Source organism: Micromonospora peucetia (genome assembly GCF_900091625.1).
GTDB lineage: Bacteria > Actinomycetota > Actinomycetes > Mycobacteriales > Micromonosporaceae > Micromonospora > Micromonospora peucetia.
Genome location: NZ_FMIC01000002.1, coordinates 2173677 through 2196268 on the forward strand (window position 1 = coordinate 2173677; position 22592 = coordinate 2196268).

Below are 22592 nucleotides of genomic sequence, written 5' to 3' on the forward strand. Positions count from 1 at the left end.
GACAGCCTACGCAACCGGTACGTCGAGGCCCCCGGTGTCGCAGACGCGCGTCCGGATGCCGGGCGGTCCGGCGGCGCGAACCTCGGCGGTGCAGACGTCGGTGCCGGCGGTGACCAGCCGAGGGGCTCCCGGCCGGCCCTCGGTGACCACCTGGAGGGTCTCGTGCCCGGTCACGTCGAGCACCGTGTAGTGCCAGTCGCCGGCGCAGAGCGGCCCGGTACGCACCCGGACCCGGACGCCGGTCGGGAGCACCCCGCCCCGGCCCCGCACCAGGTCGACGATCCGTGCCCCGGAGGGGCCGTCCGGGCAGGGGACCGCGACCAGGCCGGGGTCGACCGTGGGAGTGGGCAGGCCGGTGTCGGGCAGGCCGGTGTCGGGCGGGGGCGTCGGTGCGGCGCTGGGCGTGCCGGGGGCGGCGGTGCGGGTCGGGGCGGCGGTCGGGGCGGGACGTCGCAGCTCCGGTGGGGTGCCGCAGCCGGCCAGGGGCAGCGCGCCCAGCAGCACGACGACCGCGAGCCGTCGGGCGTACGACGGTGTGGCCGGCCGGGCCGGGCCGGTGATCGGCCGGTGCGGGCCCGGCGGCGGGTCGGTCCGGGCGCGCGACCGACCCACTCCGGGCTCGGCGGGGCCGGGCGGTCGGGCGGGGGCGTCGTGGCGCGAGGGGGTGGGCGGCACGGCCGATCCTCGGTACATCGGGAAGCGTCACTGCGGCCGGGAGGCCGAGCTAATCCTAGGAGCAACCAGCGGCCAGGTGAAGATCAGCCGACGACGCGATGGCCGGCGCGCTCCAGCGCGGCGGTCGCCTCGCGGAGCCGTACGGCGGGAACCAGCAGGTAGTCGGTGTCGTACGTGGAGAAGGCGACCACGCTGACCCGGGCCGCGGCGAGCGGGTCCACCAGCGCGGCGAGGGTGCCGCTGACCGCCAGGTCGAGCGGCCCGACGACCCGCAGACACCGCCAGGCGGTCTCGGCGACGGCCTGCTCGGGAGCCCGGTCGGCGGGGCAGATCAACGAGATCCCGTCGGCCGTCCAACTCACCGTGACCACGTCGCCGTCGCTCAGCCCACCCGACAAATCGGGCGGCAGGGCGGAGTCGGCGGCCAGGCGGCACACGGCGTACTCCCCCGGCAGCAGAGCGATATCGAGCATGAGGGCACCTTACGGCCTCGGTACGGGCCCGCCCCAGTTTCGCCGCGTGCGGCGAACGCCACATCCCGCCGCTGGTCAGACCGGGGAGAAGAACGTAAGCGAGCCGACGACCGTCGTGCCGGTGAACACCGGGGTGGAGATCGCGTCGACGGTCGAGTCCGGCGAGTCGGCCGACGCACCCTGGACCCGGAGCAGCCCGCGGGCGAGACGCCCGGAGGAGAGGGCCAGCAGCGGCGGGATCTTGTCGATCTCGGGATCGGTCAGCTCGCAGCGGTTGGCGGTGAAGTCGAGCAGCCGCAGCCCGCCGTCGAGCAGCGGCAATCCGACCAGGTCCTCCGGGTCGCCGAGGCAGAGCAGGTCGCAGCCGGTGGCGGAGACGGCGACCACCCTGGTCACGGCGTCGATCAGCAAACATGGCTCGTCGGCGTGGAAGACGGTCGACGACCACCGGGTGAGATTGTCGGACTCCTGCTCTGTCGATGTTCCCGCCACCGGCACGAACACGTCAGAGAGCGAGAGTTCGACGTGGGCCACCGCGCCTCCTATGTACACCTACGGTCCGTCCACGCTAGCCGGTCGTCGTGGGTGACGCCGACCGCGCGGCTCACCGGACCGCCGGCGGGTGAGGGAGCGCCCTGACCGGACGGGCCGGCGACGGCGCGACCGACGGGCGCCGAACGGCGCCCGGGTGCGTGGCGTCGCCGGTGACGTTACCGCCGGTTGGCCGGCTTGTCAGTGGCCGTTCGGCCGCCCTCGTACCACCGGTAGTCGGCGGCCGGACGGTACACGCCGTTCATCCAGGTCTCCGGGTGCTGAGCGACCCGGGAGAGTTTCTCGGCGGTGGCCGGACTGATCCGGCTGCCCCCGGCGACGAGAAGGCGGTCCAACTCGCGGTGGGTGGCCATCAGGCAGTCCTTCGGCAGGCCGTAGACGCTGATGACGCCGGAGCCGACGAAGGTCAGCACCGGCGTCACCGGGATCGGCAGCCCCACCGCGTCGGAGAGGGCCTTGCTGGCGCGCTTGGCGTCACGGCGGGCCTCGGCCACATAGGGCGGCCGCTTGCCGTTGATCTGGACCACGTCGCCGGCCACCAGCACCCGGGCCCGGCCGTGGTCGGCGATGGTGACCGCGAAGAGCCCGCTCGGCCCGATGGCGAGGAAGCCCGCACGGTCGTCCCGTTCGTGGTCGAGCAGGAGGTCGGAGGCGTCCGTGCGGGGCCACTCGACGACGTGCCACGCGGGCCCGAGATGGTCGAGTCGGCCGAGCGCCCGTGCACCGGCCGCCTCCAGCCGCCGCGCGCCCCGTTCGGCCCTGCGGCGTCGGGCCCACTCCAACGGGGACGGACGGACGGGTGTGAGCACCCCCGGCGGCTCCACGCGGGGGTGTGGCACCGCTGCGGGCGGCAGTGCCCGGGCGGACGGTACGGCTCGACGAGCGGGAAAGACAGTCATCGCGACCTCCGGCAAAAGGTCCCTCGAAGTTATGTCCTCACTACCCTACGTCGCCAGTCCCCCGTGTCGGCAAGTTGGAACGCCGGAGTGAGTGCGGATGAATGCCATATTCATCCACCCCTGTTTTATCGGATGCCGCCAAACCCTGCCCTACGCTGCGAGGGTGACCCACTACGTGGACAGCGAAGTCGGTCGGCTCGGAACGGTGCTGCTGCACCGCCCCGGCCCTGAGCTCGCTCGGCTCACCCCCCGCAACAACGACTCGCTCCTCTTCGACGCCATCCCCTGGGTCGGACGCGCCCAGGAGGAGCACGACGCCTTCGCCGCCGCCCTACGGGAGCGCGGGGTCGAGGTGCTGCACCTCGCCACCCTCCTCGCCGAGACGCTCGCCGCCGACGAGGCGCGGGCCGAGCTCACCGAGGAGGTGCTCCGCTCGCCCAGGCTCGGCGACTCGCTGCGCGCCCGGGTCGCCGACCACCTCGCGTACCTCGACCCCGTCGCGCTCGCCGACGTGCTCATCGCCGGGCTGGCCCACGAGGAGCTGAGGGTCAGCAGGGAGCGGCCGGGCGGCCTCGTCTACACCCTGATGGACCGGCACGACTTCGTCATCGACCCGTTGCCCAACCTGCTGTTCACCCGGGACTCCTCGTTCTGGGTCGGGGACCGGGTCGGGGTGACCAGCCTGGCGATGCCGGCGCGGCGGCGGGAGACCACGCTGACCGACGCCATCTACCGGCACCACCCACGCTTCGCCGGCACCGAGTTCGTCTACCATCCCGGCCTGGAGCACCTGGAGGGCGGCGACGTGCTGCTCCTCGCACCCGGGGTGCTGGCCGTCGGGGTGGGCGAGCGGACCACCCCGGCCGGCGCGGAACGCCTCGCCCGGCAGGTCTTCGCCGCCGGGCTCGCACACACCATCCTCGTCGTCCCGATCGCCCAGGAACGGGCGACCATGCACCTGGACACCGTCTGCACGATGGTGGACGTCGACGCCGTGCTGATGTACCCGAACATCGCAAACACGCTGTCGGCGTACACGGTCATCGCCGGGGCGGACGGTGCGGGCCCGCGCGTCGACGGCCCGGCGCCCTTCCTGCGGGCCGCCGCCGACGCGATGGACCTCGACCAGCTCCGGGTGATCGACACCGGCCTGGACCCGGTCACCGCCGAACGCGAGCAGTGGGACGACGGCAACAACACGCTGGCCCTCGCGCCCCGGCTCTGCGTGGGCTACGAGCGCAACACGGAGACCAACGCGCAGCTGGAGCGGGCCGGCATCGAGGTCATTCCGATCGCCGGCTCGGAGTTGGGCTCGGGCCGGGGCGGACCGCGCTGCATGTCCTGCCCCCTCGTCCGCCAGCCGCTGGGCGGGGAAGGAAGGGACCCTTCCTGACCCGATCGGTATAGGAAGGGCCCCTTCCCAACATCGCAGGCGCCACATGAGGCATCGCAGGCGCTGCGCGAGGCATCGCAGGCGCCACGTGAGACAGCGCAGGCGTCCGCGTGAGGCGGGCGAGGGGTGAAAGGGTGCGTGGGGGGTCCGGCTCAGCGCAGGGCGAGCTGGCGGCCGAGCAGGCCGTGGCGGGCCCGCCGGCCGGCGGCGTCCAGCGGGGCGGGCTCGGCGAGCGCCTCGGCGTACCGCTTGGCGAAGTCGGCGACCGGCTGCTCCCAGTCGGCGGCCGGGACGGCGTCCGGCAGGTCCCACACCGGCACCAGCCGGCCGTGCGCCCGGAACATGCCCGCGAACCGGGTGTTCTCGCCGAGGACCAGCGTGCCGGCCACGCTCAGCCGGGCCAGCGCGTCCAGCGCGGCGTCCTCGTCGTCGGGCAGCACCCAGCGCACGTGGGCCTTCTCCGGCACCTGGCACCAGTAGGCGGCCCGGGCGGCGGCGAGCCGTACGGTCGGGTAGATCGCGGCGTTCGCCCGTTCCAGGGACGCCTGCACGTTCGGGTCGTCGCCGGCCCCCGGGTCGAGCCAGAACTCGAAACCGTCGTGCATGCTGATCTCCAGCGGGCCGTCGGCCAGGACGTCCTGCAACCGGGGGCCGGGGCCGGGCAGCGGCGGCACGGGCACCGGGCGGCCCGGCTCGGCCCGCAGCGCGCAGAGCAGCGCCTCGGCCAGGTCCCGGGAGACGTCGCCCGACTGGAGGTGACGCTGGAGCCCGATGAGGACCCGCCCGTCCGGCTTGGTCATGGCCGGGGTGGCCATCGGCAGCACGGTGGCGAGGGTGACCTGCCGGTCGCCGAACTCCTCGGCCAGGGCGGGGGCGAGCCGCAGCGGCGCGGAGGCGGCCGGCACCAGTTCCCGCAGGGCGATCCATTCCGGTTCGTCGGCCAGCCCCTCGAACGGTCGGGGCACGAAGATGTCCCGCACCTTCTCCCGCTTGGGGGTGGCTTCGGCGGCCCGTTGGCTCTTTCGACGCTTGCTCACGGCGACACAGCCTAGAGGCCCCGGCCGCCCGGCGGGGGCAGGACCCGCCCTCGCGGTCGAGGCGGACCGGGAAGCCGGGCGGGTTGGCATCGGGGCGATGCGCGGTCAGCCGGCGACGGCCAGGTCCGGCCGGGTGACCTCCGCCGGGTCGAACTCGGCCCACACGCTCTGGCCCAGGCCGTCCCGCTCGACGCCCCACCGGTCGGCCAGCCCCGAGATGATGTGCAGCCCCCGGCCGTCGACGGCGTCGGTGTCGGCGACCCGGATCGCCGGGCCCGCGGCGGCGCCGCCGTCGGTCACCCGGAGCTGCACCTGCTGGCCGCCGGCCGAGTCGCGTAGCCGCCAGGCCACCCGGACCACTCCGCCGGGCAGCGGGTCGGCGTGCCGGACCGCGTTGCCGACCAGTTCGGCCAGGACCGCGACGAGATCGGCCAGGAGCGGCGGGGGTACGACGTCGGTCAGCTCGTCGGCGAGCCGTCGCCGCGCCAGCCGTGCTCCAGCGGCGTGGTGGGGAACCACCACACACCATGCCCGATCGGCAGCTCCCGTCGACACCTTCGCCCCTTCACGCCCCCATTGCCCGTCGCCGGTCATCCCGCGGGGCAGCCGCACCTCTGCGACCGTACCGCCACCGGCCCTCGGTCGTAGGGATACCCATCCTTTCTGCTGTTCAACGATCCGGCGGACGAGATAGAGGCCGAGTCCGGCGCCGGGATAGCGGCGACGGTCGCCCGACTCGCCCTGCCAGAACCGGTCGAAGGCCCGCTCCACGTGCTCCGGCCGGATGCCGATGCCCCGGTCGCCGACCTGGAAGGAGACCGTCGACCCGTTCGCCTCGGCGGTGATCTCGATGGGTGAGTCCGGCGCGGAGTACTTGCCGGCGTTCGTGCACAGCTCGGTGAGTATGGTGGCCAGGCTCAGCCGGTGGCCGAGCGCCTTGGGCAGGTCGGCGGGGATCCGGAGGACGAGCCGCTGCCGCAGCTCCGCCGGGAGGTCGGCCGCCGCCGTACGCAGTGCGTCGCCGAGGTCGTACGGGGCGGGGGGCTCGTCGCCCGGCCCCGCCTCGGTGGCGGAGGAGAGCAGCCGGTCCACCAGCCGGGCCAGCTCGTTGGCGCGCTGCCCGATCACCCGGGCGGCCTGCCGCCGATCGGTCTCGGTCAGCGACTCCCAGTGGTCGGTGAGGGTGTCCGCGTAGCCCTTGATCACGGTCACCGGCGTACGCAGTTCGTGGCTGGTCACCGCGACGAAGAGATCCCGGTCGTGGTCACGGCGCTGCTGGTCGGTGATGTCCCGGAAGGTGACCACCCGCAGGCCGCCCGGGCCGGGCAGCTCACCGGATGTGATCTTGAGCCAACGGCCGTCCGGCAACCGGTGGTCGTGCACCTGCCCGGGTGGGGGCAGCGGGAAGGGCAGCGGCCGGTTGAGCGCCTGGGCCGTCGAACGGCCGGTGACCTGGGCGGCGGCCGGGTTCCAGAGCCGGACGTGATCGTCCCGGTCGACCACGGCCAGGCCGTCCGCCAGCGCCGCCACCACCGGGCCGTCACCGTGCACGGGCAGCCCGGTCTGGTCGCCGTACATGTGGGCGATACAGGAGGCCACGTAGGCCACGACGGCGTGCTGCCCGACGTCCGGCGGGTCGTCGGAGTCGGGATAGAGCGCATGCATGCTGCCGACCGTCAGCCCACCGATCTCCGCGCGGGAGACCACCATCCGGAGCAGGCCCCGCTCGGCGAGCTCACCGGCGAGCCGGCCGGTGAGGCCGTCCGTTCTGACCTGGCGCACGCGGGCGCCGGAGAGCAGGCAGACGGTGGTGGGGTCGTCGGCCGGCACGGGGCGGCCGACAGCCCACTCGGCGGCGCCGGTCGCGGCGATCACCCGGCCGCCGGTCGGTGTGAACTCGACGAATGCCGTGCCCGCCGCGCCGAGCGCCGATCGGGCCACCCGGAGCAGGTGGGTGAGCACCGGAAGGCCGGTGTCGCCAGAGTTGATCATTTCGATCACCGTGGTGTGGCCGGCGATGAGAGCGGAGAGGTCGGTGCGCTCCGGCATGCTCCGAGTGTGCCCCGCCGGCCGGTTTCGGGACACCCCTGCCCGACCGGGTCCGGGTCGCAGGCTGGTGCCGTCTCCGCGACCGGGTCCGGGTCGCAGGCTGGTGCCGTCTCCGCGACCGGCCTCCGGGCGTCGGTCGACGTGACCCTGGTCACCGGCCCAGGCGGGCCAGCGCGTGCGCCGGCCGGTCGGTGATGATGCCGTCCACCCCGGCGGCCAGGACGAGGTCCAGGTCGGCCGGCTTGTTGACGGTCCACACGTAGACCTGGTTGCCCGCCGCCCGCAGCGCGGTCACCAGCTGCGGACGGTTCCGCACCAGGGCGACGCCGGGCCCGGCGATCGGGGTGCCGAACGGCAGCCGGCCCCGCGGCAGCCAGCGCGGCAGCACGTCCAGCAGCAGCACCGTGGGCAGCGCGGGGGCCAGCTCCCGGATCCGGCGTACGGCCAGCGGGGAGAACGACATGACGGTGACCCGTACCGGATCGTCCGGTTCCGGTTCGGCCAGGCCGTACCGGCGCAGCAGCGCGACCAGCCGGCGTTCGACGTTCCCGCCGTGGCGGGAGGGGTGCTTGGTCTCCACCAGCAGCCGCACCGGCCGGCCGGCGGCCAGCACCGCGTCCAGCAGCCGCTCCAGGGTGAGCAGCCGGGTGTGCGACTCGTCCAGGACCTCGGTCCCGTCGGCGGGTACGCAGCCGGGGTGCCAGGAGCCGAAGTCCAGCGCTTCCAGCTCCGCGAGAGTGCGCGTGCTGACCAGGCCGTTGCCGTTGCTGGTCCGGTCGAGCCGGCGGTCGTGCACGCAGACCAGGTGCCCGTCCCGGGTCAGCCGGACGTCGCACTCCAGCCCGTCCGCGCCCTCGTCGAGGGCCCGCAGGTAGGCCGCGAGGGTGTGTTCGGGCAGGTCGTGGGAGGAGCCTCGGTGCGCGAAGACCAGGGGGTCGCCCATCGCATCCGTCCTAGAGGACCCGGCCGGGCTGTCCGTCCTCGCCGACCACCGGTCGCCCGGTGGCGGCCCACTCGCCCATCCCGCCCTCGACGTTGCGCACCTGGTCCCAGCCGTTGCGCATCAGATAGGTGACGACCTGTGCGGAGCGCCCGCCGGAGCGGCAGATGACGGCGACGTCGCGGTCGGCCGGCACCTCGGCGATCCGGGCCGGCAGTTCCATCATCGGCAGGTGGTGCGCGCCGGGGGCGTGGCCGGCGTTCCACTCGTCGTCCTCTCGGACGTCGAGCAGGTACGCGTCGTCGGCGATCTCGGGCACGGTCACGGTGGGAACCTGGGATCCGAACACGGACCAAGCCTAGATGCTCGCCCGGGCGGCCGGTGGCGGGCCGGGCCCCGGCGTCACAGCCGGGTGACCCAGCGGGGGTTGGCCCGCGCCCAGTCCGGCAGGCGGGTGCCGCGTACCGCCTCGAACAGGCCGTTCCCGGCGTTGTCGAGGACCACGTACGACACCTGGTCGATGGTCTGGGGGTGGGAGGGCACCTGCACGCCGCGCAGCGCGTCGGCCGGCAGGTCGCGCAGCGCGAGGACCAGGTCCTCCAGCGGTACGCCGTTGGTGTCCACGGTCAGCGAGCCGCCGACGGCGCGGATCACCTGGTCCAGTTTGACCGGGTTGGTCCGCAGCGACGTCTCGCTGGTGCGTTCCAGCACGGCCCGGAGCAGTTGCTGCTGGTGGGTTTGCCGGTCGTAGTCGCCGCCCGGCAGGTCGTAGCGCTGGCGGACGTAGTCCAGCGCCTGGCCGCCGTCCATCTGCTGGCAGCCGACAGGGAAGACCCGGTCGGTGTGGATCGAGCGGACCTCGGTGTCGACGCACATGCGTACCCCGCCGAGCAGGTCGATGACCTTGCGGAAGCCGGAGAAGTCGATCAGGGCCGCGCCGTCGAAGCGGATGCCGGTCAACCGGGACAGGGTGGCCGAGAGCAGTCGGGTGCCCGGCTGGCCGCCGCCGCCGTGCTCGTACGCCGCGTTGATCTTGTCCTGGCCGCCGCCGTAGCCGTTGCCGGCGGGGATGGCGACGAGCAGGTCCCGGGGTACGGAGACCAGGTACGCCTCGCGCCCGCCGGCGGGGACGTGCACGATGAGGATGGTGTCCGACCGCCGGTCGGCCGCGCTGCCGCTCTGCCACCGGTCGGTCCCCACCAGCAGGTAGTTGAGCGGCCCGTCGGGGTCGGTGCGCTTCTGGCGGGCGGTGGGGTCGAGCAGTTGCTCGCGGACGACGGTGCGCTCGTACCGGTTGCTCAGCACCTCCAGGCCGACCACGGCGAGCCCGGCCAGCAGGACCAGGGTCAGGCCGAGGCCGAGCAGCAGCCGGGGCCAGCGGACGCGGCGTGGCCGGGCGGTCCGGGCGTCGGCCCCGGACCGGCCCCGACCGTCGTCCACCGATCTGGACGTGACGCCTCCCCACGACCCGTACGTGAATCCTTCTCACGTCAGGCTACGAGTTGGCCCAGCGACCGGGGCGGCTTCGCCGGAATCGCCCGGCCGCCGCGCCGACTCCGCCTCGCCAGGCCGAGCCGGCCCGGCGAGACCAAGTGTTACTCCCGGCTGGAAACCACCTCGGGGTTGGCGAAGACGAACTCGGCCAGCTTGTCCTGTTTCACCGCGCGGAACATGTCCAGGGTCTGCGAACTCAGCGTCTCCCGGGTGCCGTCGCTGTGGAAGGTGCCGCCATTCGTCTTCAGCATCACCAGGTCGTTGCCGGTCACCCCGCGCATGGTGAAGACGAAGTCGGCGACGGGCACGCCGCCGGTGTCCAGGGTGAACGCCTCGCCGGCCGCGTCCATCACCTTGTTCATCTTGAGCGGGTTGGTCAGCGTCCCGTCCTGGGTGGCCTTCTTCGCCATCGCCTTGATGAGCTGCTGCTGGTTCTGCTGCCGGTCGTAGTCGCCGTTCTTGAGGCTCTTGCGCTGCCGGGAGTAGTCCAGCGCCGCCCAGCCCTCCATCTCGCGGCAGCCCTTCTTGTGCACCACGGGCGTTCTCTGCTTGCCGGTCTTCTTCGCGTCCGCGTTCCACATCGGCTTGCCGTCGACGTACGACATGTGCATCGACTCGACGTCCTGCTTTACGCAGATGCGCACCGAGCCGAGGGTGTCGATGACTCTCTTGAAGCCACCGAAGTTGATGATCGCGGCGCCGTCGAAGCTGATCCCGGTCATCTTCTTGATCGTCTGGGCCATCGACTGGGCGCCGCCCTCCCAGCCGCCGCCGTTGCGGGCGCCGACCTGGAACGCTGCGTTGATCTTGTCGGTGCCGCCCTCCCAGCCGGTCTTCTTGAAGGCCGGGATGTGCGCCTCGGTGTCCCGGGGGATCGAGATCAGGTACGCCTGGTCATGCGTCGCCGGGATGTGCAGCACGATGATGCTGTCCGCGCGGATGTCGTCAGGCGAGGACTTCTCGCGGGCGTCCACACCGAGCAGCAGCATGTCGATCGGGCCGTCCAGGCTGTTGCCGCCCTCGGCGTCCGACTTGCCCGCGTCACCGAGCAGGTTGCGCTGGGCGATGTTGCCGGTGGCCTGGTCGATCAGCACCTTGCTGCCGACGACGGCGGCGCCACTGGTCACCATCAGCACGGCACCGAGGATCAGGGTGATCCGGGCCCAGAGGGGGTCCTTGCGCCGAGACCGCTTCTTCGCGGACTTACCGGACTTTCCGCCCTTCACCGGCTGCTTGGGGATGCTCGTGGAGGCCCGGACCGGGCCGCGGGGGGACTCGGCCGCCGGAGGGCGACGGCTGGTCTGGACCGGCATGCGTGCTCCAGCTCGCGTTTTCATGGGGGCGGGATCACTTTACGGACGCATTCCCGTCCTGGCGAGGTCGTCCGGCCGCCAAATGCGGTTCGTCCGGCCGTCACCCAGGGAAACTGACCGAACGGCCAAATCGATGCGGCCGGTCGGCGGTTGGCTCACAGGAAGCGGCCGGCCGACCCTCCGAACCGTGACGACGTCTGTCGATCACGAGAGGGCCGGCCGGCGGGGCGGGTCAGTTTCCGGTGCCGTCCTTCTTCTGGTTGGCCGCGACCCAGGCGGTCATGGTGTCGGCCGACATCGCCTTGTACATGGTCAGCGCCTTCTCCTTGTCCGACACCACCACCGACTCGCCGTTGATGGTCTGGCTGCCGACGTGCGGGCTGGTCACGAAGGTGAGGTTCTCGCCGCGCAGGTTGCGGAACTGGACCCCCATGTCGACCAGCGAGAAACTCTTGTCGACGGTGACCGCGGCGGTGACCGACTTGAGGAAGTCGTTCAACTTCTTCGGATTGGTCAGCGTGCCCGTGCTCGCTGCCTTGTCCATCAGGGCGCGGAGGAACTCCTGCTGGTGCCGCATCCGGGCGAAGTCACCGTCCGGGAACTGCTTGCGCTGCCGGATCCAGTCCAGCGCCTCGGCGCCGTCCATGTGGTTGGTGCCCTTGGTGAACGTGCGGTACGGCTTGTGGATCGAGGTGACGGTCCGCTCGACCTTCAGGTCGACGCCGCCGAGGGCGTCGGTGACCTGCTTGAAGCCGGCGAAGTCGATCGCCATCACGTGGTCGAGCCGTACGTCGGTGAAGCACTCCACCGTCCGGACGGCCAGCGGTAGCCCGCCGAAGGCGAAGGCCGCGTTGATTTTCCCCCGTTGCCCGGAGCCGCAGTCGGCGTTGGCGGCCTCCGGGATCGGCACGTAGAGGTCGCGGGGGATGGAGACCAGGTAGGCCCGCTGGTGGTCGGACGGAATGTGCATCACGATGATCGTGTCGGCCCGCCACTTGCTGGACTTGTCGACCGGGGCGTCCGGGTCCCGGGAGTCGCTGCCGACCAGCAGGATGTTCAGCGCGCCGTCCACCGCCTTGGCCGGGCGGCCCCCGGTGATCTCCGAGAACGGGTCGGTGCGGGCCAGGTCCTCGTTGAGGCCGCGGGCGTAGAACCAGGCGCCCGCCCCGCCGAGCAGTGCGAGCACCAGCACGGCTACACCGGCCACCAGGGCGATCCGGCCCCACCGGGGGCGTACGCCGCGCCTGCCCGGCCGGTCCGGTCCGCCCGGGCCTCCCGGCCCCCTGGGGCCGCCGGGCCCGGTGGGGCCACCCGGGCCGCCGGCCCGTGGCTCGTCCGGTGACGGGGACCAGTGGGCCTCGGCCGGCCGGGTACGGCCGGAGTCCCGGCCGGGGCCGGGCACCGAGGCACGCCCGGCGCTGCGGTGCAGGTGCGGGAGGGGAACTCCGGCGGGCATGGTCGCTGACATGTAACTCAGGGTACGTACGTGCGGCCACCACCGCCCTCAAGCGCCGCCGACGTCTGCGGCGGCGGACGGGGGGTGGGCTACACCATCCGCTCGCGGAAGTATTCGATCGTGCGTCGGAGACCATCCTCGGGCGTCACGGCCGGCTCGTATCCGAGCAGCTCGCGGGCGAGGGTGAGGTCCGGGCGGCGCATCTCCGGATCGTCGGCGCTGCGGGTGATGTACGTCACCTCGGAGCTGCTGCCGGTGAGTGACACGATCGTCTCGGCCAGTTGCCGCATGCTCATCTCGTGCTCGGTGCCACAGTTGATCGGCCCCGTCTCGCGGGAGTCGAGCAGCAGCAGGATGCCGTGCACCAGGTCGGACACGTAGCAGATCGAGCGGGTCTGGTTTCCGGTGCCGTGCACGGTGATCGGCTCGCCGCGTAGCGCCTGGGAGATGAAGGTCGGGATGGCCCGGCCGTCGTCCGGACGCATCCGCGGGCCGTACGTGTTGAAGATCCGGACGATGGCCGTGTCCAGCCCGTGGCTGCGGTGGTAGGCCATGGTGGCCGCCTCGGCGAACCGCTTCGCCTCGTCGTAGACGCTGCGGATGCCGATCGGGTTGACGTTGCCCCAGTACGACTCGCGCTGCGGGTGCTCCTTCGGATCCCCGTACGCCTCGGAGGTGGAGGCCATCAGGAACCGGGCGCTGTCCGCGACCGCGCGGTCCAGCAGGTGCAGGGTGGCCACCGAGCCGACCCGGAGGATCTCCACCGGCAGCTTCTCGAAGTCGGTCGGGCTCGCTGGCGAGGCCATGTGCAGGATGGCGTCGAACCGCTCGACCATCGCCGGGTGTTGGGTCGGCAGGCCGTCGGAGATGTCGGCCTCGACCAGGGTGAACCTCGGCTCGTCCAGCAAATGGGCGACGTTTTCCTTCGACCCGGTGATGAAGTTGTCGAGCGCGACCACCGTGCAGCCGCGGGCGATCAGGGCGTCCACCAGGTGTGACGGTACGAAGCCGGCGCCGCCCGTGACGAGGATGCGGTGACCGGGTCCGAAGCGGGCATCAGCGTTCATGCCGGTCAGCCTACCCACTGCCCCGAGGCGTCTTGTCGTAAGGAAGGACCCCTTGTCTCCGCCAGGCGATAAGACGGTTCCAAGGGGCCCTTCCTTACACCCGTCAGTGGGCGCCGGCGCCGGTGATGGCTCGCACCTCCAGCTCCGCGTACTTCTCCTCGTCGTGCTCCTTGGAGATCACGGTGCCGATCCAGCCGCACAGGAAACCGAACGGGATGGACAGGATGCCCGGATTGGACAGCGGGAACCACTGCCAGTCGTGGTCGGGGAACATCGAGGTGGCCGCCCCGGAGACCACCGGCGAGAAGAACACCAGCAGTACGGCGGAGATCAGGCCGCCATAGATGGCCCACACCGCGCCCGAGGTGTTGAACCGCCGCCAGAAGAGGCTGTAGAGGATCGCCGGCAGGTTGCCGGAGGCGGCGACCGCGAAGGCCAGCGCCACCAGGAAGGCCACGTTCAGGTTCTGCGCGTAGATCGACAGCACGATCGAGACCGCGCCGATCACCAGGGCGGAGACCCGGGCGACCCGCACCTCCTGCCGCTCGGACGCCGTCCCGTCCTTGATCACGTTGGCGTAGAAGTCGTGCGCCAGGCTGGACGAGGAGGCCAGGGTCAGGCCCGCCACCACGGCCAGGATCGTGGCGAAGGCGACCGCCGCGATGATCGCGAGCAGGGCGGCCCCGCCGAGATCGCCGCCGAGGAAGTCGATGCCGAGCGCCTCGGCGAGCTGCGGCGCGGCCGTGTTGCCCGCCTTGTCCTGCGCGGTGATCGCCTCGCTGCCGACCAGTGCCGCGGCGCCGAAACCGAGGGCCAGGGTGAGCAGGTAGAAGGTGCCGATGATGCCGATCGCCCAGAGCACGCTCTTGCGGGCCGTCTTCGCCGTCGGCACGGTGTAGAAGCGGATCAGGATGTGCGGCAGGCCGGCGGTGCCGAGCACCAGCGCGATGCCGAGCGAGAGCAGGTCCATCTTGTTGTAGAAGGTCTGTGTCGCGTTGCCCGCCACCTCGACGCCGTAGCGCAGCCCGGGTTCGAGGAAGGCGCTGCCCTTGCCGGAGGAGGATGCGGCGGCACCGAGCAGCTCCGACAGGTTGAAGTTGTACTTCGCCAGCACCAGCACCGTCATGATCGTCGCGCCGCCCATCAGCAGGAACGCCTTGACGATCTGCACGTAGGTGGTGCCCTTCATGCCGCCCACGGTGACGTAGATGATCATCAGGGCGCCGACCATGATGATGGTGGCCACCTTGGCGGTGTCGGCGTCCATGCCGAGGAACGTCGTGCCCGGCTTGATGCCGAGCAGCAGCGCGACCAGCGCGCCCGCGCCGACCATCTGCGCCAGCAGGTAGAAGATCGACACCGTGATGGTGGAGACGGCGGCGGCCGTCCGCACCGGGCGCTGGCGCATCCGGAAGGCCAGTACGTCGGCCATCGTGTACCGGCCGGAGTTGCGCAGCAGCTCCGCGACCAGCAGCAGCGCCACCAGCCAGGCGACCAGGAAGCCGATCGAGTAGAGGAAGCCGTCGTAGCCGTAGAGGGCGATCATGCCGGCGATGCCCAGGAACGAGGCGGCCGACATGTAGTCGCCGCCGATGGCCATGCCGTTCTGGAAGCCGGAGAAGGACCGGCCGCCGGCGTAGAAGTCGGTGGCGGTCTTGGTCTGCCGGCTGGCCCAGATGGTGATGGCCAGGGTCACCGCCACGAAGACCAGGAAGAGCGTGATGGTGAGGTTGCGGGCGGTGGTGTTGCCAGCCTCAGCCGCGAGGACCGTGTTCATGGCCCACCTCCCCGATTTCGGCGCGGATCCGGTCGGCGATCGGGTCGATCTTCCGGTCGGCGAACCGGGAGTAGAGCCAGGCGATGAGGAAGGTGGAGACGAACTGGAGCAGGCCGAAGACGAGGGCGACGTTGATGTTGCTGCCGAAGAGCTTCGTGCCCATGAAGTCCCGCGCGTACGCGGACAGGATCACGTAGAGCGCGTACCACAGGAAGAACGCGATGGTCATCGGGAAGATGAAGCCGCGCAGAGTGCGCCGTAACCCGGCGAACTCGTCCGAACGTTGTACGGCGACGTACCGGTCCGCCGCCGAGGCGGCGGGCGTGGACGCGGGTGTGTCCGTGGACATTTGTGGATCACCACCTTCACAGGCGTGGGGAGTTTCGCGCACGGTAGAAAGCGCGATCCCCGCCGGGGAAGGGCGAGATCGACGTCGGTCGGCGGCTGCGCCGAACGGCATGTTCACTGCGCCGAGTGACCCAGCTCACTCCGTTTAGCGGTAGCCGGTCGTCAGGTCAGCTCGCGGTACCGGCCCCGGTAGTGCAGCAGCGGGTCCGTCTCGCCGGCCAGCTCGACAGCCTCGATGGTGGCCTCGACCAGCAGGCCCCAGCCGTACTCGCGGGCGGTGTCGAGCCGGCACCCCGCCCAGCCGCCAGCGTCGGCCGGCACCGGGCCGTAGGGGGTGTCGGTCCATGCCCCAACCGCGAACAGGCCGCCCGGGGACGGGAAGAGCCCCGCGAACCGGTCGGCGAGCTGTCGGTGCGACGGGTTCAGCGGGGTCACCGCGAACCGGCCGGCGGAATCGACCGCCGCCCACAGGTCGGACTCCGGGTCGACCAGGCCGAGCAGCCGGTCCGGCTCGCCCTCCGCGACCAGCGTGGACGACACCGTCAGGCCAGCCGGCTCGGGCGCCGTCCAGAGCGTCACCGGCGACGCCAGCCGACCTCGCAGCCGGCGTACGGGCGAGCGCTGCCCGGCGGGCACGGCGAACGGGTCGGTGTGGTGGATCTCGGCGCCCGGCTCTTGATTCACGTGAAACATTCTGCCCCCCGCCCCACCTCGCCGGGCATGGACCGCATCGTGGCAGGCCAGGCTTCCGGCCCCACCCCGCTCGTCACCAGGCCCCCGGGCGCGGGCCCAGCCGAGGAAGCGGCCGTGCAGGCCGGCTGGCGGGGCGTGCCCGTTGAGCTGGGCGAGCTGGCCGGCCGCCTCGGCCATCAACGTGCCGAGGTAGATCAGCAGGGACGGGCGGTCCGTCCGGTACTCCGTCAGCAGCGCGAGGCGGGCCGGCTGGCACGGCCAGTGTGCGCCGCAGGCTCGGCACCGCCAGAGTGGCCGCATCGGCGCGTGCGGAACGAACCGGCTCACGGACGCGCCCCCGCACGCCGAGCGACACCGTCGCGCGGGATCTTGGACGATTTCGGCCCCTCCAGGGGCCGCTTCTTTCCAAGATCTTCCCAGTGGGTCGGGCCGGGATGGGGGCGGGACGGGTCGGGCATGGGGCCTCCTCGGTGGGGGCCGCCCCGGCCGGGGGATTGACCGGGCGGCCCGACGCAGGACCGGCCGCCGGGTCGTCGCCTCCACCGGCCGGGCCGCGTGCCTTCCACCCTGGACTTGCCGGCCCGGACACGGGAGGATGCCAGCGGTTACTACGGAGCGCGTTCGCGTACTTACCGGATGGGTGAGTGATGAACTTCGACATGTGGATCCGGGCGCTCAAGGCCGCCCGTGCCGGTGCCGACGTCTCCCAGGAGGGCCTGGCCACGCTGGTCAAGTGGAGCCCGTCGCTGATCGCCGCCATCGAGACCGGCCGACGCCGCCCGACGATGGAGTTCGCCGTCGCCGCCGACGAGGCGCTGCACACCGGCGGCCTCCTCGCCGAGCTGCTCAAGGAGGCCGACCGGGAACGCGGTCCCTCCTGGTTCGTCCCCTGGCGGGGCTACGAGCAGGAGGCGACCCGGCTCCGCGCCTTCGAGCCCTGTCTGGTGCCGGGCCTGCTCCAGACCGAGGAGTACGCGCGGGCCGTCATCTCCGCAGGTGGGTTGCATCCGTCGGCGACCGTGGACGAGTTGGTCGCGATCCGGCTGGAGCGCCAGGAACTGCTGCACCGGGCGGATCCACCGCAGATCGTCTTCCTGCTCGACGAGACGGCGGTGCGCCGCCCGGTCGGCGGCCCGGCCGTGCTCGACGCGCAGCTCGGGCGGCTCCTGGAGGTTGCCGAACTACCGCACGTCCGGCTGCACGTCGTCCCGCTCAGCGTCGGCCAGCACGTCGGCCTCGGTGGCGGCTTCGTGCTGGTCGAGCTGGCGGACGGCGAGCGGGCGGTCTACCTGGAGAACGCCGCCCGGGGACACGTGATGAACGACCCCGAGACGGTCGGCCTGATCGACCGAAAGTGGGATAACGTGCTCGGCGAAGCGCTGTCCACGAGCGCCTCGCTGGATCTGATCCGGAAGCTGAAGGTGACGCCATGACCGCTGCCGAGCCCCGTTGGCGCACGTCGACCCGATCGACCGACTCCGGCGGCAACTGCGTGGAGGTGGCCGACAACCTGCCCGGGGCCGTGCTGGTGCGCGACAGCAAGGACCGCTCCGGCCCGACCCTCACGTTCAGCCCCGACGGCTGGCGGTCGTTCGTCGGCGTGCTCCGGTCCACCCGAGCCGGCTGAGCGCCCTGCACCATCGCGCCCGCTGCCGGTCTGGCCGGGTGGGCGTACCCCCGGGTGGTCAGTCGTCGTCGGCGAGTGACCGGCGGGCGGCGGCCAGCACCTCCGGGTCCGTGCAACCAGCGGCGTACCCGGCGATCCGGCGGCGGATGTCGCGGCCGAGCAGCCAGGATCCGATCCGGTCCGCAACCGGGCGGAGGAACGCGGGCCGGCACCGGAAGCTGTACCGCCAGGTGGCGATCGCGTGGCCGGGCTCCGGTGCGGGCGCGAACCGCCAGCCGCCCGCGAACATCTCGAAGAACCACGGCCCGCGCACCATCTTCATCCCGACGTGGCTCGGCGGCGCCCAGGAGACATACTCGCTCACCATCGCCAGGCCGTGCCGGGACCGGGTGAAGGTCCGCACCCCCTTGCCGGGCCGGGTCGCCCCGTCGGTGAAGTGCTGTTCCCGGACGAACGGGTCCCACCGGTAGCGCACGGGTGCGGTGGTCTGGGAGACCGCGAAGGCCAGCTCGGGCGGGACCGGCACGGTGACCACCGCTTCGACGACGGGCATCGGGCCATTGTGCCGCCGACCGGCAACGACAGCCACCGGGCAGCGGCCCGCTGTCAGCGGCGCGGGGTGACCGTGGCGAGCAGCTCCGGCATCCGGCGGTCCAGCACGTCGCCGGCCAGGTACGCGCCCAGCAGGGCCGCCCCCAGCCCGTACGCCGCACCGACCGGCAGGGCCAGCCAGAGCCAGACCCCGCCGAGCAGCCCGGCGGCCAGCACCATCGGCACCGCCGCCACCATCGTGGCGAGCATCGCCAGCACGGTGAGGAAACTCTTCGCCACCCCGGCACCGCTGTTCAACGCGAACGGGTTGCTCGTCTCCGGCAGCGAGTACGCCCCGAGCACCGAGACGAAGCAGTTCACCGCCAGCCCCGCGCCGTAGGTGGCGAACAGGGTGCCCGCCATCAGCCCGATCCAACCGGGTTCGCCGAGGACCACCGCGGCGACCACGGAGATCACCGCCAGGATCGGCACGATGTAGATCGAGAACGCGGCCATCCGGGCGCGCAACTCCTGCTGGCCGGGCACGCCCGCGACCACGTTGGCCGCGTACGCACTGCCGTCGAAGCCGAACTGGTTGGCCAGGGTGACGGCGGCGAGCAGACCGACGAAGAGCATCGACAGGCTGGCCAGCAGCGGGGACGAGTCGGGACTGGCCGTGAACCCCTGCTCGCTGTCGATGGTGAAACCCGAGCCGCCCAGGTTGACCATGACCGGTACGAAGAGACCGACGACCGCCACGGTGATCAGGTTGGCCCGGCGTCGAGCGTCCCGCCACCAGTAGCGGGCCTCCCTGGCGACGAGGGCGCCGAACCGGTCCCGCCGGGCCCAGCCGACAGCCCTCGGGAAGAGTTGGGCGACCGCTCCGCCCGTCACACCCCGTTGGGCGCGGGCCGGACCGGAGCTGGCCGCGCCCACCATCGCGGATTCGAGCGAGCGGGACCACCAGGTCAGCAGCGCGACGATCGTCGCCGCCGTGATCAGCAGCTTCACCGGCGCGGCCCAGAGACGACCCTCGGCCACGTCGATCCCGGCCGTCCAGGGAGCGCCGAACGGGGTCCAGCCGACCACCTCGGCCACCCCGTCGAGCCGGTCCCAGTCGGCGTCGCCGAGGGCTGCGACGCCCAGCAGCTGCAACGGCCCGAGCAGCGCGGCGAGTACGGCGAGCAGCACGGCGGCCAGGTCGCGGACCCGACGGGACCGCAGCGCGGTGGCGAAGGCGCTGGTGACCGCCCGGGCCGCCGCGACGCAGAGCAGCAGCCCGGCGACCACCCCGACGGCGGCGACCACGGCGGCGAACCAGCCGCCCATCGCCCCGGCGGTGACCACCAGACCGGAGAGGGCCAGCAGCACCGCGATCGTGGGGACGCTGACGAGAGCGGCGGCGAAGAGCCCGGTGACGAGCGTGCGGCGGGGCAGCGGCAGCAGCGCGAACCGGGCCGGGTCCAGCGTCTCGTCCACCCCGAAGAAGACCAGCGGCAGCAGCAGCCAGCCGAGCACCGTCAGGCCACCACCGAAGGCGGCGACCATCAGCGCGTAGCGGCTCCCGTCGACCAGGCCGGGCGCGGCGAAGAGGAAGAAGCCGGTGCCGGCGAACCAGAGCCCGGCCACGGCACCGCCCACGAAGAGGGCGACCCGCCAGCCCTGGCCCCGGAAGTTGTTGCCCATCACCCGCAGCTTGAGGCGGACGAAGTGCCGGGCCGAGACCCGCCGGGCGGGCGGGGCGGAGACGGCCGGTCCGCTCACCGCGACAGCCACGCCAACTCCTCGCCGGTCGCCGTACGGCCGCCGACGACCTCGACGAAGACCTGCTCCAACGAGCGGCCACCGCGTACCTCGTCGATGGGGCCGACCCGCTTGATGGTGCCCGCCGCCAGGATCGCCACGTGTGAGCAGATCCGCTCGACGACCTCCATGACGTGGCTGGAGAAGACGACCGTCCCGCCGCCGGTCACGTACCGGTGCAGGATGTCCCGGATCAGCGCGGCCGAGACCGGGTCGACCGCCTCGAAGGGCTCGTCCAGCACGAGTAGCCGGGGGCCGTGCAGCAGTGCGCACGCCAGGCCGATCTTCTTCTTCATGCCCGCCGAGTAGTCCACCACCAGGGTCCGGCCGGCATCGCCGAGCGCGAGCACGTCCAGCAGCTCCGCAGCCCGCTGGTCGACCACCGTCGGGTCCATCCCCCGCAGCAGGCCGTGGTACCCGAGCAGCTCGGCGCCGGTGAGCCGGTCGAAGAGCCGTACGCCGTCAGGCATCACACCGAGCAGCTGCTTCGCCCGCACCGGGTCGGCCCAGACGTCGTGCCCGAGCACCGAGGCACTGCCTGCGTCCGGCCGGAGCAGCCCGACCGCCATCGACAGGGTGGTGGTCTTTCCCGCGCCGTTCGGGCCGAGCAGGCCGTAGAAGGAACCGGCCGGGACGTCGAGGTCGACACCGGCCACCGCGACCTTGCCGTCGAACTGTTTCGCCAGGCCACGCAGGGAGAGCGCCGGATGCTCAGCAGTCATGCGTCGACCGTATCCGGCCGGCGCCCGGCATCGCTCCGGCCGCAGGATGATCCCCGGTCATCCCCGAGGCGTACCCACCGGCGCCTGCTCAACGGCCCTTCCTTACAGCCGTAGGGCCTCCGGGGCGTGTAGGCGGAGCATGGTGGCACCGACGTCGGCCGGCGCCCGGCGGCGGGTCGCCACGGAGACCGCCACCATCACGGTGAAGGCGAGCGGCACCGTCCAGGCGGCCGGCTGCGCGGTGAGCGTGGCCGGCCAGCCGGACAGCGGCGGGCCGAGCACCGTGACCAGCACCGCCCCGACCGCGGCGCCGCCGCCGACCAGGATCCCGGCGGCGGCGCCAAGGTCGGTCAGGCCGCGCCACCAGATGCCGAGCACCAGCAGCGGGCAGAAGCTGGACGCGGCGACCGCGAAGGCCAGCCCGACGACCTGCGACACGTCCAGTCCGGCGAGGTTGAGCGCGAGGACCGTCGGCGCGGCCCCGGCGATCACCGTGGCGAGCCGGAAGCCGCGTACCGAGCCCCGCCCCAGCACGTCCGTCGAGATCACCCCCGCGACGCTGGTCAGCAGCCCGGACGAGGTGGAGAGGAAGGCCGCGAACGCGCCTGCCGCGACCAGTGCGGCGAGCAGCCGGCCGGTGGTGCCGTCGCCGAGGGCGGCGCCGGGCAGCAGCACCACCACCGCGTCGGTCTGCCCGGTGACCAGCAGTTGCGGGGTGTAGATCCGGCCGAGCACCCCGTAGATGGTGGGCAGCAGGTAGAACGCTCCGACCAGGGCGAGCACCACCAGCGTGGTGCGGCGGGCGGCGGCGCCGTCGGGGTTGGTGTAGAAGCGGACCAGCACGTGCGGCAATCCCATGGTGCCGAGAAACGTCGCCAGGATCAGCGAGTAGGTGGCGAACAGGCCCCGGTCGTCGTCCCCGGCGGTGCTGGGCAGCAGCCAGTCGGCCGCGTCGGTGGCGACCCCGGACACCTCCGGCACCGGTTCGCCGGCCGCGAAGGACAGCTCGTCGCCGGGGCGTACCTCCCGGATCTGGCCGTCGGGGAGGGTGAGGGTCGCGCGGTGCTCGACCACGACGGTGGTCGCGGTCCGGAACGTCGGCCCGTCGGGCGGGGTCACCGCCGGCCGGGCGTCGGCCTGCCACTGCAACGCCAGGAAGATCGCCGGTACGGCCAGCGCGGTCAGCTTCAGCCAGTACTGGAAGGCCTGCACGAAGGTGATCGCGCGCATGCCGCCGAGCGCGACGTTCGCGGTGACCACCACGGCCACCAACAGGGCCCCCAACGGGTACGGCGAGCCGGTCACCGTGGCCAGCGTCAGCCCCGCCCCCTGGAGTTGCGGCACCAGATAGAGCCAGCCGATGAAGATCACGAAGATGGTGGCCAGGGTGCGCAGCCGGCGTGACCCGAGCCGCAGCTCGCAGAAGTCCGGCAGGGTGAACGCGCCGGAGCGGCGCAGCGGCGCGGCCACGAACAGCAGCAGGGCGAGATAGCCGGCGGCGAAGCCGACGGGATACCAGAGCACGTCGACGCCGTACTTGAGGATCAGCCCGGCGACCCCGAGGAAGCTCGCCGCCGACAGGTACTCCCCGCCGATCGCGGCGGCGTTCCAGGTCGGGCTGATCGCCCGCGAGGCGACCAGGAAGTCGGAGGTGGTCCGCGCCAGCCGCAGCCCGTAGAAGCCGATGGCGACGGTGACCAGGGTGACCGCCACGATCGCCGGGACGACGAAGCCGTTGCCCAT

At 72.3% G+C, this 22592-nt stretch carries 22 protein-coding genes and 1 pseudogene; 3 read left to right on the plus strand and 20 right to left on the minus strand.

Features of this window, described 5'->3' with window-relative positions:
* Positions 1 to 6: 6 nt before the first annotated feature.
* From GA0070608_RS10205 to GA0070608_RS10220, 4 genes are all read right to left on the minus strand, one after another.
* Positions 7 to 693 (minus strand): hypothetical protein, encoded by a 687-nt coding sequence (locus GA0070608_RS10205; protein ID WP_411970788.1) that lies wholly within the window; start codon positions 691 to 693, stop codon positions 7 to 9.
* A 65-nt stretch (positions 694 to 758) separates the two neighbouring features.
* On the minus strand, positions 759 to 1148 hold the full coding sequence (locus tag GA0070608_RS10210) for an ACT domain-containing protein (protein WP_091625723.1): 390 nt from the start codon (positions 1146 to 1148) through the stop codon (positions 759 to 761).
* 75 nt (positions 1149 to 1223) lie between these two features.
* A complete protein-coding gene (locus GA0070608_RS10215; protein ID WP_091625726.1) occupies positions 1224 to 1682 on the minus strand; it encodes a hypothetical protein in 459 nt (152 codons plus the stop codon).
* Positions 1683 to 1858: 176 nt separating this feature from the next.
* Entirely contained in the window at positions 1859 to 2599 is a 741-nt protein-coding gene (locus GA0070608_RS10220) for a hypothetical protein (protein WP_091625730.1), read from the minus strand.
* 163 nt (positions 2600 to 2762) lie between these two features.
* Between GA0070608_RS10220 and GA0070608_RS10225 the strand changes: the two genes are divergently transcribed.
* A complete protein-coding gene (locus tag GA0070608_RS10225) occupies positions 2763 to 3992 on the plus strand; it encodes an arginine deiminase (protein WP_091625733.1) in 1230 nt (409 codons plus the stop codon).
* Positions 3993 to 4144: 152 nt separating this feature from the next.
* Here GA0070608_RS10225 and GA0070608_RS10230 read toward each other — a convergent pair whose 3' ends face one another.
* From GA0070608_RS10230 to GA0070608_RS10285, 12 genes and pseudogenes are all read right to left on the minus strand, one after another.
* Positions 4145 to 5029: a DUF5926 family protein gene (locus GA0070608_RS10230; protein WP_091625738.1), complete on the minus strand. Its 885-nt coding sequence runs from the start codon at positions 5027 to 5029 to the stop codon at positions 4145 to 4147.
* Positions 5030 to 5134: 105 nt separating this feature from the next.
* A complete protein-coding gene (locus GA0070608_RS10235) occupies positions 5135 to 5623 on the minus strand; it encodes an ATP-binding protein (RefSeq protein ID WP_091634798.1) in 489 nt (162 codons plus the stop codon).
* Positions 5624 to 7078, minus strand: a pseudogene (locus GA0070608_RS10240) (sensor histidine kinase); the annotation flags it as partial.
* Positions 7079 to 7229: 151 nt separating this feature from the next.
* Complete coding sequence (locus GA0070608_RS10245; protein ID WP_091625741.1) at positions 7230 to 8021, minus strand: glycerophosphodiester phosphodiesterase; 792 nt, start codon at positions 8019 to 8021, stop codon at positions 7230 to 7232.
* A 10-nt stretch (positions 8022 to 8031) separates the two neighbouring features.
* Complete coding sequence (locus tag GA0070608_RS10250; RefSeq protein ID WP_091625744.1) at positions 8032 to 8367, minus strand: rhodanese-like domain-containing protein; 336 nt, start codon at positions 8365 to 8367, stop codon at positions 8032 to 8034.
* 53 nt (positions 8368 to 8420) lie between these two features.
* Positions 8421 to 9458: an LCP family protein gene (locus GA0070608_RS10255; RefSeq protein WP_091625747.1), complete on the minus strand. Its 1038-nt coding sequence runs from the start codon at positions 9456 to 9458 to the stop codon at positions 8421 to 8423.
* 155 nt (positions 9459 to 9613) lie between these two features.
* A complete protein-coding gene (locus GA0070608_RS10260; protein WP_091625751.1) occupies positions 9614 to 10825 on the minus strand; it encodes an LCP family protein in 1212 nt (403 codons plus the stop codon).
* A 232-nt stretch (positions 10826 to 11057) separates the two neighbouring features.
* The gene (locus tag GA0070608_RS10265; protein WP_091625755.1) at positions 11058 to 12293 is read right to left on the minus strand and encodes an LCP family protein; all 1236 of its coding nucleotides are present in this window, start codon (positions 12291 to 12293) and stop codon (positions 11058 to 11060) included.
* A 77-nt stretch (positions 12294 to 12370) separates the two neighbouring features.
* The gene (locus tag GA0070608_RS10270) at positions 12371 to 13348 is read right to left on the minus strand and encodes a UDP-glucuronic acid decarboxylase family protein (protein ID WP_091625760.1); all 978 of its coding nucleotides are present in this window, start codon (positions 13346 to 13348) and stop codon (positions 12371 to 12373) included.
* Positions 13349 to 13451: 103 nt separating this feature from the next.
* On the minus strand, positions 13452 to 15125 hold the full coding sequence (locus tag GA0070608_RS10275) for a solute symporter family protein (protein ID WP_091625764.1): 1674 nt from the start codon (positions 15123 to 15125) through the stop codon (positions 13452 to 13454).
* Complete coding sequence (locus GA0070608_RS10280) at positions 15103 to 15474, minus strand: DUF485 domain-containing protein (protein ID WP_091625769.1); 372 nt, start codon at positions 15472 to 15474, stop codon at positions 15103 to 15105. The genes GA0070608_RS10275 and GA0070608_RS10280 overlap by 23 nt, the downstream gene beginning before the upstream one ends.
* A 161-nt stretch (positions 15475 to 15635) precedes the next feature.
* Positions 15636 to 16343: a flavin reductase family protein gene (locus GA0070608_RS10285; protein ID WP_141719618.1), complete on the minus strand. Its 708-nt coding sequence runs from the start codon at positions 16341 to 16343 to the stop codon at positions 15636 to 15638.
* Between the two features lie 470 nt (positions 16344 to 16813).
* On the opposite strand from GA0070608_RS10285, the gene GA0070608_RS10290 reads away from it, so the two are divergent.
* Both GA0070608_RS10290 and GA0070608_RS10295 read left to right on the plus strand, forming a co-directional pair.
* Positions 16814 to 17599 (plus strand): helix-turn-helix domain-containing protein, encoded by a 786-nt coding sequence (locus GA0070608_RS10290; RefSeq protein ID WP_091625779.1) that lies wholly within the window; start codon positions 16814 to 16816, stop codon positions 17597 to 17599.
* Positions 17596 to 17793, plus strand: coding sequence for a DUF397 domain-containing protein (locus GA0070608_RS10295; protein WP_091625783.1), 198 nt, complete (start codon positions 17596 to 17598; stop codon positions 17791 to 17793). Before GA0070608_RS10290 ends, GA0070608_RS10295 begins: the two co-directional genes overlap by 4 nt.
* 58 nt (positions 17794 to 17851) lie before the next feature.
* On the opposite strand, the gene GA0070608_RS10300 is transcribed toward GA0070608_RS10295, so the two are convergent.
* The 4 genes from GA0070608_RS10300 to GA0070608_RS10315 form a co-directional block, all read right to left on the minus strand.
* Complete coding sequence (locus tag GA0070608_RS10300; protein WP_091625786.1) at positions 17852 to 18346, minus strand: SRPBCC family protein; 495 nt, start codon at positions 18344 to 18346, stop codon at positions 17852 to 17854.
* Positions 18347 to 18399: 53 nt separating this feature from the next.
* Positions 18400 to 20100: an ABC transporter permease gene (locus GA0070608_RS10305; RefSeq protein WP_091625789.1), complete on the minus strand. Its 1701-nt coding sequence runs from the start codon at positions 20098 to 20100 to the stop codon at positions 18400 to 18402.
* Positions 20085 to 20849, minus strand: a complete 765-nt coding sequence (locus GA0070608_RS10310) for an ABC transporter ATP-binding protein (RefSeq protein ID WP_091625793.1) — start codon at positions 20847 to 20849, stop codon at positions 20085 to 20087. The genes GA0070608_RS10305 and GA0070608_RS10310 overlap by 16 nt, the downstream gene beginning before the upstream one ends.
* Before the next feature lie 102 nt (positions 20850 to 20951).
* Positions 20952 to 22592, minus strand: coding sequence for a sodium/solute symporter (locus GA0070608_RS10315; protein WP_091625797.1), 1641 nt, complete (start codon positions 22590 to 22592; stop codon positions 20952 to 20954).

What these genes read in the sequence shown, in the direction of transcription:
- GA0070608_RS10290 (WP_091625779.1), top strand. Translation starts at nt 16,814, where the DNA reads ATGAACTTCGACATGTGGATCCGGGCGCTCAAGGCCGCCCGTGCCGGT.
- GA0070608_RS10280 (WP_091625769.1), bottom strand. Translation starts at nt 15,474, where the DNA reads ATGTCCACGGACACACCCGCGTCCACGCCCGCCGCCTCGGCGGCGGAC.
- GA0070608_RS10265 (WP_091625755.1), bottom strand. Translation starts at nt 12,293, where the DNA reads ATGTCAGCGACCATGCCCGCCGGAGTTCCCCTCCCGCACCTGCACCGC.
- GA0070608_RS10310 (WP_091625793.1), bottom strand. Translation starts at nt 20,849, where the DNA reads ATGACTGCTGAGCATCCGGCGCTCTCCCTGCGTGGCCTGGCGAAACAG.
- GA0070608_RS10295 (WP_091625783.1), top strand. Translation starts at nt 17,596, where the DNA reads ATGACCGCTGCCGAGCCCCGTTGGCGCACGTCGACCCGATCGACCGAC.
- GA0070608_RS10260 (WP_091625751.1), bottom strand. Translation starts at nt 10,825, where the DNA reads ATGCCGGTCCAGACCAGCCGTCGCCCTCCGGCGGCCGAGTCCCCCCGC.
- GA0070608_RS10270 (WP_091625760.1), bottom strand. Translation starts at nt 13,348, where the DNA reads ATGAACGCTGATGCCCGCTTCGGACCCGGTCACCGCATCCTCGTCACG.
- GA0070608_RS10205 (WP_411970788.1), bottom strand. Translation starts at nt 693, where the DNA reads ATGTACCGAGGATCGGCCGTGCCGCCCACCCCCTCGCGCCACGACGCC.
- GA0070608_RS10285 (WP_141719618.1), bottom strand. Translation starts at nt 16,343, where the DNA reads ATGGCCGAGGCGGCCGGCCAGCTCGCCCAGCTCAACGGGCACGCCCCG.
- GA0070608_RS10245 (WP_091625741.1), bottom strand. Translation starts at nt 8,021, where the DNA reads ATGGGCGACCCCCTGGTCTTCGCGCACCGAGGCTCCTCCCACGACCTG.
- GA0070608_RS10300 (WP_091625786.1), bottom strand. Translation starts at nt 18,346, where the DNA reads ATGCCCGTCGTCGAAGCGGTGGTCACCGTGCCGGTCCCGCCCGAGCTG.
- GA0070608_RS10275 (WP_091625764.1), bottom strand. Translation starts at nt 15,125, where the DNA reads ATGAACACGGTCCTCGCGGCTGAGGCTGGCAACACCACCGCCCGCAAC.
- GA0070608_RS10210 (WP_091625723.1), bottom strand. Translation starts at nt 1,148, where the DNA reads ATGCTCGATATCGCTCTGCTGCCGGGGGAGTACGCCGTGTGCCGCCTG.
- GA0070608_RS10220 (WP_091625730.1), bottom strand. Translation starts at nt 2,599, where the DNA reads ATGACTGTCTTTCCCGCTCGTCGAGCCGTACCGTCCGCCCGGGCACTG.
- GA0070608_RS10315 (WP_091625797.1), bottom strand. Translation starts at nt 22,592, where the DNA reads ATGGGCAACGGCTTCGTCGTCCCGGCGATCGTGGCGGTCACCCTGGTC.
- GA0070608_RS10235 (WP_091634798.1), bottom strand. Translation starts at nt 5,623, where the DNA reads ATGACCGGCGACGGGCAATGGGGGCGTGAAGGGGCGAAGGTGTCGACG.